This is a genomic window from Flavobacterium riviphilum, from assembly GCF_055231795.1.
Genome location: NZ_JBUYSY010000005.1, coordinates 33,892 through 45,539 on the forward strand (window position 1 = coordinate 33,892; position 11,648 = coordinate 45,539).

The 11,648-nt window shown below is 32.9% G+C and carries 7 protein-coding genes; 1 reads left to right on the forward strand and 6 read right to left on the reverse strand.

The genetic code is table 11. From position 1 onward, the window contains the following. Nucleotides 1-84 precede the first annotated feature (84 nt). Both ACZIX2_RS07065 and ACZIX2_RS07070 read right to left on the reverse strand, forming a co-directional pair. Nucleotides 85-2,295, reverse strand: coding sequence for a heavy metal translocating P-type ATPase (locus tag ACZIX2_RS07065; RefSeq protein WP_463339390.1), 2,211 nt, complete (start codon nt 2,293-2,295; stop codon nt 85-87). A gap of 113 nt (nt 2,296-2,408) precedes the next feature. Beyond that, nucleotides 2,409-2,969 (reverse strand): helix-turn-helix domain-containing protein, encoded by a 561-nt coding sequence (locus ACZIX2_RS07070; RefSeq protein ID WP_463339391.1) that lies wholly within the window; start codon nt 2,967-2,969, stop codon nt 2,409-2,411. Between the two features lie 199 nt (nt 2,970-3,168). Here ACZIX2_RS07070 and ACZIX2_RS07075 point away from each other — a divergent pair, with 199 nt between their 5' ends. Beyond that, entirely contained in the window at nt 3,169-8,334 is a 5,166-nt protein-coding gene (locus ACZIX2_RS07075; protein ID WP_463339392.1) for an AAA domain-containing protein, read from the forward strand. Nucleotides 8,335-8,349: 15 nt separating this feature from the next. Here ACZIX2_RS07075 and ACZIX2_RS07080 read toward each other — a convergent pair whose 3' ends face one another. The 4 genes from ACZIX2_RS07080 to ACZIX2_RS07095 all read right to left on the reverse strand — a co-directional run bounded on the left by ACZIX2_RS07080 (nt 8,350) and on the right by ACZIX2_RS07095 (nt 11,605). Further along, complete coding sequence (locus ACZIX2_RS07080; protein ID WP_463339393.1) at nt 8,350-9,645, reverse strand: cryptochrome/photolyase family protein; 1,296 nt, start codon at nt 9,643-9,645, stop codon at nt 8,350-8,352. Continuing rightward, complete coding sequence (locus ACZIX2_RS07085) at nt 9,645-10,106, reverse strand: SRPBCC family protein (RefSeq protein WP_463339394.1); 462 nt, start codon at nt 10,104-10,106, stop codon at nt 9,645-9,647. Before ACZIX2_RS07085 ends, ACZIX2_RS07080 begins: the two co-directional genes overlap by 1 nt. 192 nt (nt 10,107-10,298) lie before the next feature. Then, nucleotides 10,299-10,739, reverse strand: coding sequence for a sterol desaturase family protein (locus tag ACZIX2_RS07090; RefSeq protein ID WP_463339395.1), 441 nt, complete (start codon nt 10,737-10,739; stop codon nt 10,299-10,301). A 26-nt stretch (nt 10,740-10,765) separates the two neighbouring features. Beyond that, nucleotides 10,766-11,605, reverse strand: coding sequence for a phytoene/squalene synthase family protein (locus ACZIX2_RS07095; protein WP_463339396.1), 840 nt, complete (start codon nt 11,603-11,605; stop codon nt 10,766-10,768). Between the last annotated feature and the right edge of the window lie 43 nt (nt 11,606-11,648).

Here is an 11,648-nt window from a genome sequence, read left to right on the forward strand (position 1 = left end):
CCTGTTTAAATTTTAAATTCCAAATTCCCAATAGTAACAGTACTCTTGGTATTTGGAATTTATTTTTTAAAAAATTTACTGCACCTACAACTTTTTCAATTTCAATCGTAAACTGTTGCTTACTACACTTAGGCTACTGAGTGCCATAGCTGCACCCGCGAGCATCGGGTTGAGTAAAAAGCCATTGAACGGAAATAAAATACCTGCTGCGATTGGAATCCCAATCTCATTGTAAATAAAGGCCCAAAATAAATTTTGGTGTATCGTAGCCACAGTAGCTTTAGACAAGCGAATCGCTTGTGGAATCTTATGTAAATCGGAGGTCATTAGCGTCATATTGGCCACATCCATGGCTATAGCGCTTCCTTTCCCCATAGCAATACTAACATCGGCTTGGGCCAATGCGGTGCTGTCGTTAATTCCATCGCCCACCATGGCCACTGTTTTGCCTTGAGCTTGTAATTCCTTGATGAAATCGGCTTTTTGTTGGGGTAAAACTCCGCCTTGGTAATGACTAATTCCCGTTTGTGTAGCCATCGCTTGTGCGGCTTTTTCAGCATCGCCCGTTAGCATATAGACTTCGACCCCCATCTGTTGCAACTCCCTAATCGCAGCCACAGAAGTTGGTTTTACCGCATCCGAAATGGCCAAGAGGGCTAAAACGCTAGTCGAGTTGGCTAACCCAATCACGGTTTTGGCTTCGGTTTCCCAAATGGTAGTCTTTTGAAAAAAGTCTGCGCTTATTTCGATTTGGTTGGCTTTTAAAAAAGAGGGATTCCCTACAAAATACTCCTCACCTCCTACTTTGGCGCGAACGCCTTGGCCAGTAACACTTACGAAATTCGATATAGCAACCGTTGGAACTCCCTGTAAAAAACGAACTACAGCTTCCGCCAAAGGATGCTCGGATTGCGATTCTATACTCAACAAAATAGAACGCAACTGAGGATCGGTACTACTCCACAATTCATCCGTAACTTTGGGTTTTCCTTCGGTGATGGTACCTGTTTTATCTAGTACGATGGTGTCTATCTTTTGTGCCAATTCTAAACTCAAGGCATCTTTGATAAGGATTCCGTTTTCGGCACCTTTTCCTACGCCAACCATAATGGCTGTTGGAGTTGCTAATCCCAAGGCGCAAGGACAAGCAATCACCAAAACAGTGACCAAAGCCATAATTCCTTGGGTAAATCCATTTTCACCCCCTAAAGTCCACCACAAAACAAAGGCTAATACAGCAATTGCCATAACCACAGGCACAAAAATACTAGCGATGAAATCAACCTTTTTTTGGACTGGTGCTTTGCTTCCCTGAGCTTCTTGTACTGTTTTGATAATATGAGCTAAAAGCGTTTCAGATCCCACTTGAACCGCACGAAAAACCAAACTACCTTTTTGGTTCAACGTACCAGCCCAAACTTTTTCGTTTGTCATTTTGAGAACGGGAATGGGTTCTCCGCTTAACATACTTTCATCCACATAAGAATCGCCACTAATTACAATACCGTCAACAGCAATACGCTCGCCGGGTTTTACTAGCAGTCGATCTCCAACTTTGACTTGAGTAATGGGAATTACTTTTTGCTGCTCATTGTCTAGCCACAAAGTGACCGTATTCGGTTGCAAAGCCATTAACTTTTTAATGGCGGTAGAAGTATTGGATTTAGCTTTTTCTTCCAACCATTTGCCCAATAAGATAAAGGCTATCACCACGGCAGCCGCTTCAAAATAGACGTGTCCGTGCAATCCTTTTTGATGCCAATAGTCAGGGAACAATGTATTGAAAACACTAAAAATATATGCAACTCCAGTACTCAGTGCCACTAAAGTATCCATATTGGCCGTACGATGACGCGCTTGCTTCCATGCATTAATAAAAAAACGGTTTCCTAAACCAAAAACAATGGGAGTTGCTAACACCCACATAATTTCGTTGGCATAGGGCATTTCCATAAAAAACATACCGATAATTACAATAGGCAAAGCCAATAGTATAGCCCAAATGGTTTTGTTTTTTAAAGCCGTAACATTTTTTTCTTGCAGCTCCGCTAGCGTTTGGGTGTCGCTAGTTTCCTCCTCAATAAACAAATCATAGCCTGACTCCTGTACAGCTTTTTGCACTTCGGATAGGGTAATGACTTTGGGGGAAAACTCAAGAGAAAGTAGCGCAGAAGCATAATTAACTTCGGCTGAAACTACACCGTTTAATGCTTGAACCGTAGTAGCGATTCTATTGGCGCAAGACGCACATCCCATTTGTAAAACAGGAATTTGTTTCTTTACTGTGGTACTCATAAGGAACTGTTTTAAATTACAGTACAAAATTAGAGGCAATCTAAATGTGAAGTATTACACAATTATCCTAAAGAATTACAACAATTTCGGATCTTGAACTATCAAGACTTTGCTTACACTTGATCTAAAGGAATCCGTCGTTCGGTACGAAGATTTTTGAAATAACTCGGTGTTAATCCTGTTACACTTTTGAATTGATTGCTCAAATGGGCCACACTTGAATACTGTAACCGAAAGGCAATTTCACTCAAAGTCAATTCGTTGTACACTAATAACTCTTTTACTTTTTCAATCTTTTGTGCGATGAAATATTTCTCAATTGTGGTCCCCTCGAGTTCAGTAAACAAAGTAGTAATGGATTTATAATCACAATCCAATTGGGTGCTCAAATAGTCAGAAAGAGTGTTTTTGAGTGCCGAATTTTGATTTTGAACCAAATCAATAATCAAGGTTTTTACTTTTTCAACCCCTTGCTTTTTTTGGTCTTCGATGATTTCAAAACCAACCTTATGAAGTGTTTCAGCTACACGCTCTTGGTCGTTTACAGAAAGTTCCCTTTCAAAAACTACTTCTCCAAGAGCAATTGAAAGCGGCTTAAAACCAATCTTTTCCAACTCGGATTGCACCACCATAATACAACGCTGGCACACCATATTTTTGATAAAAAGTTTCATTTCTGTAATTTTTTGTAAAAGTACAAAATATACAACTGTTTACTTTAAAATTCCTGCTTTGTACGTAGCGATGGCACGATCTCTTGCAATAGTATTATCATCTATTAATTAATAATAAATTGAATAAATTTTATTTTAAAGATAGAACAGAAATAAAAAACAAAAATGTAAATTTGAGGAAATCGTATAATTTATATAAATGAGTGTTCTTAATCAATACCTATCATTCTTAAAAGATTACAAAAAACTACTTGAAAGAGGAATTAAAGATGTTTTTAACTCAACAGTATCTGATAACTTTATTTGGATTGATGAAGTTGAAAGATTAATTAAAGAAGGAATTTGCGAATCAAATTTGGTTACTATTTTTTCTAATAATTTACTCAAAAGAAATTTAATTTTTTCTCTAACAAAACCCTATAAACCAAATATAAAAATACCTAAAAGCTTTCAAGGAGTAATAATTTTTGATGATTTCAAAAACAAATTTGAAAGTATCGATGAGGCTAATTTTGAGCTTGAAAATTTTAAAAATTCAATCGAAGGAAAAATTGAAATAGAAAAACTCAACAATTTTAAAAAAAACAAAGAATTATATTCAAAACTATATAGAGCATATAACGATATTAAAAATGACTCAAATATTGAAATTAGTTTGAGTATCGGACTAATACAGTATTCAAGAACTAATAGCAAAGGAAATTTATCTAAGATAAATCAGCATTTATTTCATTTTCCACTATCTATTGATATAGATTCTGAAAACGTAATTAATATTTCCTTTTCAGACATAGAAAACCCTTATGTTGATTTTTTCTTTTTAAACAATATACCAATTGAAAAAAAAGTTCTATCAAATATTATAGACAGATTCGAGGAACGAATTAATATTTATGGGTTTGAATATGTATATGAAGATGATTTTAAAGATTTAATTGAGAAAGCAATTCAAAAAATCTCAAGTAATACTGAATTTGAAAATACTATTAATAAACCTATAAAGGATTATTTTAGAGAAGACTATTTTAAAATATTCTATTCTCCTGCAATCAATATTAAACAACGTAAACCACGTTTCTTTGAAAAATTAACTGATTCAATTATAAAGTACAATGATGAGAATGAAATAGAAGCAAAACTATTTAATCTTTTAGTAAGAAATCCTCAATCAATAGGGAGTAATTCTTACACAAAACCCAATTATTTTATAGATGAACTTTTTGAAAACCATAAATCTAAAGCCAAAAACCTAAATGGAGAAGAAGATTTTTCAGTTTTTTTCCCACTTCCATTCAATAAAGAACAAAAACAGATTTATGAAAATTATTTAAAAAACAGATTGACGGTTGTAACAGGACCTCCAGGAACAGGAAAATCACATACAATTGTAAATATACTTTGCTCTCTGTTAGCACAGGGAAAAAGAGTACTTGTTACAGCTCAAACAGATAAGGCTTTAGAATCTTTACTTGATAAAATTCCTGAAACTTTTGATGATTTGATTTTTACAAAAATTCAATTGGAAACCAATCAAAATCGGTTTTCTTTAGAAAAAAGTATTGGCAATATTTCAAAAATTCTTTCGGACAACTTTTATTTAAATGTTGAGACAAAAATTGAAGAGTTAGACAATTTAAAAGCTGAATATGTAAAATTAAAATCGGAAATTATTCGGGCTCTTGAAAAAGAATATACTCATATCAAAATCAATGATTCATTTGAAAATTTAAGAGCTTATCAAATTGTTGAAAAATTTGAATTGAAAGAATCAGAAGAATGGAATTGGATTCAAGATGAATTATCAAATGAAGTCATATCTAATTTTGAAGTTACTAAAAGTGAGATTTTAAAATATAAACAATTAATTGGAACAGAAATTCGGTATAATAATTCAATAAATATTGACATTTCATCAATATTGAAAAATTTAGAAAGTTTTGATTTTAAAAATTTCATATCTATACAAGAGCAATACATCAAGCAATTAAATTATTTGGGATTAAATGAGCATTCCAAAGATAAAGTGTTAAACATTAAGTTAGAAAATATTGCAAAAGTTGCAAATGAATTTTCTAACTCGGATATCGTTCTCAAAAACATCAAGGAATTAGAGAATCTACAGAATCAAATAAATAATAGGTTTACTCAAGAAAATATTACGATCAATAAATCGTTTAGTAATCTCACTGAAAATGGCACAAAATATCTTTTAGACATTGAAACTTACTTGTCATTTGCTGAAAATGGTAAAGCTGGGCTTTTAACAAAGCTTACCAATTCTAATTTCAAAAAAGTTTCATATTTAGAGCAATTTACAGTTAACAGTAAAAAGTGTAATACTAAAACCGAAATATTACAATTAAAATCGGCAATTGAAAACCTAATTATCATCAGTAAAAATTTTACTTTCTTAAAACAGAATGGTTTTTCGTTTTCTTATGACGACAACTCCAATCTGTATGAAAAGAGCTTGGTTTTAAATGAAGTTTTAAAGAAGGTAGAAACAAACAAGGAAGTTGTTTCTAAAATTCAATTCAATGCGGACTTTATTAATTTTTCAGAACACACTCAAATCAATTTGTTTGACATAGACAATTTATCAAAAAAAGCAATATCATTTAAAGACGACATTGATAAGTTAGGAAGAATAAATTATCAATTAATTGAGAAACTTGAAGTATTAAAAAACATTGATTCAATAATTGAACAATCTTCATTAAAAAATGACTTCTCAAAGTTTTTACCTGTTAAAAAAATTGATGATGCCGAAAATTTTGAGTTGTTAAAAAATAAGTTTTTAGAGATAGGTAAAAAACTTGAAATAGAACAAAGATTTCTCGGCTTAAAAAAGTATTTGAGAGATTTACTTCCGAATACTTTTGATTCACTTGAAAATATTCCTAATCATTATATTTCAAAAGAAAATTTTGAATATGCTTCTGCCAATAGGTTCATTAAAGAAAACGAATTTATTGATTTACAAAAATGTAAAGAAGAATTATCATTTATCAACAAAAAAATATTCCAAGTAAAATGCAATATTTTATTTGACCTAGCAAAGTCAAACTTTAAAAGCAAATTTGACAGTAATGAAATTGATGTTTTTATAAATTTGCTAGAAGAATATAAATACAATTTATCTCAAAGTGTTAGAAAAATTCGTAATCAAACTCAATATCAAATTCTAACACGTAAGAATAGTATTGATATTAGCAAGAGGTTATCTTGTTGGGTAATGAAATTTAATGATGTTTTAAATTCGGTAGGAAGTGAACCTGAAATTTTTGATTGCGTTATTGTTGATGAAGCAAGTCAATTAGACTTTAACAGTCTTATCTTAAGCTATTATGCGGAGAATATGATAATTGTTGGAGACGACAAACAAACATCTCCAAGTAGTCTTACAGGAGCTGATGGAAACGATTTTGAATCAATTAAAAATAAACATCTCAAGTTTTTAGGAGCTAATGCAATTCACATAAAAAGTGATAACAGCTTGTTTATGCTTTCAAAAATGGTTGCAGGAACTTCTAACTTAACTCTTAGAGAACATTTTAGATGTGTTCCTGAAATCATTGAATTTTCAAAGAGAGAGTTTTACGATAATTCATTAAGACCTCTAAAACAGATTAATTCAAATAGATTAAATCCGAAAGAAGCATTTCTAGTAAAAGATGCTTTTACCGAGGACAAAATTGTTTACAAAGAGATTGATGAAATCAAAAAGTTTTTACAACGAATACTAAAAGAAGACCAATACGCTAATAAATCGATTGGTGTTGTAAGTTTAGGATTGACAAAACATACTGAAAAGTTAAAAGATATAAAGGAAGATTTAGCCAATGAATTTGGAAAGGAAAAAATAGATAAGCATAAACTTATCATAGAAGATTCTCCAAAATTTCAAGGAGATGAAAGAGATGTAATGATTGTTTCTCTTGGAGTAGCATTAGATTTTCAAAAATTGAAAGAAAATCAAAATGCCAAACCACGAGCAATTATAAGTGACCAAGATGAATTTAAAAAAATTAATGTAGCATTAAGTCGGGCGAAAGAACAAATGATTTTATTTCATTCAGTTGAGCATAACAATTTACAAACAAATGACTTTAGAAATAAAATATTAAGTTTCTTCAAAGATGAAGCAAAACCAATCTCTCAATTACAAATTGACAACAATAATATTGAAAGATACCGACACAATGTGCCTGAACCATTTGACAGCTGGTTTGAATGTGATATTGCAAAAGGACTCATTGAAAGAGGGTATAGCTATATAGAACCTCAATACAAAGTAAAAGAAAATGAAACATTTTATAATCCAAGAACTAATACCGAAAGTTGGGTCAACTTTAAATTAGATTTAGTTGTTCATAACAACGGAAAAATGATTGCAATTGAATGTGATGGAGACCCTTTCCATTCACTACCTGAAGATGTAGCTTACGATATTGAAAGACAAGAGTTTCTAGAACGTGTTGGATGGAAAGTATATCGTGTACTTTATTCAGCATTCAAAAGAAGTCCACAAGATGAAATGCAAAAAATTATAGATTTTATTGACAAAAACACGAAAACAGATAATAAAACAGTTATTGATAAAACAATTGAGTTAAATGAAGTATTTATCGATAAAATTGAGTTTAACAATAATGAAGAAATACCTGAATATGTTTTGCCAAAACATAAATCATACATTGATTTTTTAGATGAAAAGGTTCATTTACCCAATTCCTCTGTCATATCTAATGAAAATTCAAAAAACTATAAACACAGATCATTCATTGATTATTTGGAAGAAGATTTGGAAGAAGCAGATCAGCTAGATCTATTTTCTTATGATAGTAAAGTTCTTTGCTACTTTAATCTTTTCAGTGATAACACATACAAAATACAAGAGCGTCCAGATGAAAAAAGTTTATTTTCATTACCTATCAAAGAAAAATTTAAAAATGGGTTTCTTCTTCAATGCTATGACAATGGACATATAAACAAAGTTTATGTAAGTTCTATACTAGAAAAGAGAATGGACTATCATTATTCAAATGGTAAAAATCCAAAAGCTAACATTATTTATCTTAAATTGATTGAAGAAGATGCCATAATTGCTTTAAAAATAAAGCGAGGTATAGAAACAGTTTTTAAAGCTCATAAAACTGAAAACATTTCAAACAGAGAACTTTTACATTTACAAGGATACAAAGTTGTTTATCAAACGGCTGAAAATATTGAATACAAAATTTTACCAAACAACATTTATGAAGATATAAGACGATTAGTATTCACAAGTTTTAATGCCGAAGGTAAGTCTGTAAATAATAATTATTACAGCTCTGAATGGAAAATAATAAAAAGATTTTTCTAAGTTTAGAATAATATTTTACTTTAATATTCCTGCTTTGTACGTAGCGATGGCACGATCTCTTGCCATTGCGTGGTCCACCATGGGTGCGCCGTAACCTAAATCAAATTCAGGGATCCATTTTCGGATGTAGTGGCCTTTGGCGTCAAATTTTTGCAATTGAATATCAGGGTTAAATACCCTAAAATAAGGAGCGGCATCACAGCCTGTACCAGCTGCCCATTGCCAATTGCCCACATTGGCAGACAAATCATAGTCTAAAAGTTTTTGAGCGAAATAGGCTTCGCCCCATTGCCAAGGCAATAACAAATGTTTGCACAAGAAACTAGCCACCACCATACGCACGCGATTGTGCATATAACCCGTAGCATTCAATTCACGCATACCCGCATCTACCATTGGGTAACCCGTGGTTCCGGAACACCAGCGTTGAAAATCGGCTTCATCTTGACGCCATTGTATACCGTCGTAGGCAGATTTGAAATTGTGTTGGACAACTTTAGGGAAATGATACAAAATTTGCATAAAAAATTCTCTCCAAATGAGTTCGCTCAAGAAAACGTCATTCTTACGTGCGGCCCAATTCACTAATTTTCTGATACTAACTGTCCCAAAACGCAAATGAGGCGATAGATAAGAAGTCGTATCTAAAGCAGGAAAATCGCGGGTTTCGTGATAATTTGCAATTTTAGTCAAATTGTGGGGTTTGACTTTGATGGTACTCGTTTCAAAACCAATAGCAGACAAGGAAGGAAATACGAAGGCACTAGTCAACCAATTTTCTGAAAAAACGCTCGTATCGTGCTCCGCAACGGGTGCTATCGTTTTGTATTTTTCTAGCCATTTGTTTTTATAGGGCGTGTAAACGGTGTAAGGCAAACTGTCGGCTTTGATGATTTCGGTTTCTTCAAATATGACTTGGTCTTTGAATGCCTGAACTGTTACGCCATTTTTATCTAACAAGTGGGTAATCTGTTGGTCTCTGTTTATGGCATAGGGTTCGTAATCTTTATTGAAAAAAACTGCTTTGATCTCAAATTCGGTTATTAATTGTTGCCAAACTTCGTTAGTTTTTCCTTTTTTTACTAAAAGAGAACTCCCAAATTCGGCTAACTGTTGATTGATTTTCGATAGTGATTCATAGATAAAAGTGACTCTAGCATCGTCTTTGGGCAAATGTTCCAAAATGGCGTCATCAAAAATAAAAATAGGAAGCACTGGATAGCCACTTTGCAACGCCTGGTACAAGCCTAAATTATCTTCTAACCGCAAATCGCGACGGAACCAAAATATAGAAACAACGGAGGGTTGCATTACTTTTTATTAAAAATTGCGTCTACAGCTTTCTCTCTGTATGAAAAAATCGTATGGAGTTTCTCTTGAACCACAAGCGTATTCATAATGCGTCCCAAAAAACCAAGGGGCAACGCATAATGTACTACATCGGTCATTTTGATTCCGTTTTCCGTTTCTTCAAAAAAATGTTTGTGGTGCCATAAAGTATAGGGGCCAAAACGCTGTTCATCTATAAAATAGATTTTGTCTTTTACCGCTGTGATGATGGTCATCCAACTTAATTTTATTCCGAGTAAAGGAGAAACCTTGTACTGTATGACTTGCCCAGGATATGCTTTACGACCATCAAAATCTACGATTTGAAAACCCATATCTAAGGGCGTGATTTTTTGAAGATTTTGGGGACTAGAGAAAAAATCCCAACATTCATCTAGAGTCGCATTGATATATTGTACGGTTTCTAATTTATATACTTTCATAATGTGTGCTATAAATGATGTTGATTTCCTGCGTGAGGGGTAGTAATGGAGCTCTTTTTAATTTTTTTATAGTTTAGGGTTTAAACCCTAGGCTATAAAAAAATTAAAAAAGCGGGAATGGATGACCCGACCCCCGAAAAAATTATTATGATTGAAAAAAAAACTTGAATCGGGGGGCACGCCCAAACAAATCTATATTTTATAATACTTGAATGGAACGAAGAGCATGCCGAAACACTCTCCATGTTCTTTGCCTAAATGCTTGTGATGCACTTTATGAGCCTTACGTAAACCAATTAAATACTTATTATTGGTGTATTTGAACCATTTGAAACGCTGATGAATTAAAACATCGTGAATTAAAAAGTAGCAAATGCCATAAAAAAGTATGCCTAGACCGATGAAAAATTTGTAATTGAGACCGCCCTCTACGCCATAATAAAAAAGTACTATGCTTGGAATGGCAAAGATGACAAAGAAAATATCGTTGCGTTCGAACATGTGAGCATATTTGGGTTGGTGGTGATCGGCATGAAAATACCACATAAAACCGTGCATCACATATTTATGTGTACACCATGTAACACATTCCATAAAAAGAAAAACCCCTAAAAAAATAGAAAAATATAGCATAAGACAAATTAATTTTGAGTAGTAAATTAAACCATTCGGAGTTTGTACGTCACAAACGATTGCGCTAATAAACCTGCTTTTGAATAATTGGACACTCGAATTCTTGATGTGCCAATTTTATGGCAGGGTGTATTTTCGAGTTTTCGAAGCAATTTTTTATAATACACATAAGCGGTAAACACTCCAAACTTTGCTTCTAGTGGTAATTTTTTGATCCCTTGACGTGCTACATTAAAATCTTCTTTGATTTCGTCAATAATCATTTTTTTTGATTTTTCATCAAAAGAACGTAAATCCACCCCTGGGAAATAGTTGCGATTCAGCACCAAATTATCATCTTTTAAATCACGTAAAAAATTCACTTTTTGAAAAGCAGAACCTAAGCGCATCGCCTCATCTTTGAGAGCGTTATACTTTTCTTCGTCGCCTTTTACAAAGACTTTTAAACACATTAACCCCACGACATCAGCAGAACCGTAGATGTATTCTTGATACTCGGATTGGGTTTGATAGTCTGATTTTACCAAATCAAGTTTCATACTTTTCAAGAAAGCTTGAATCAAATCGTCAGAAATGTTATTTTCTTTGACTGTTACTTGAAAAGCATTGAGAATTGGATTCAAACTAATGCCGTCCTGATACGCTTGATAATAAGCGGTTTCAAATTCATGAATCAATTTTTCTTTGTCATAGCCATGAAAAGAATCCACTATTTCATCGGCAAAGCGCACAAAACCATAGATATTGTAAATGTCTCTACGGATGCTGGGTGCTAACATGTAAACGGCAGTTGAAAAAGAAGTGCTATAATTTTGGGTTACTAATTTACTGCACTTAAAAGATACTTCATCAAATAATTGTTTCATAATGTAAATTCTATGGTTCAATGGTTTATGTTCAATCCTTCAC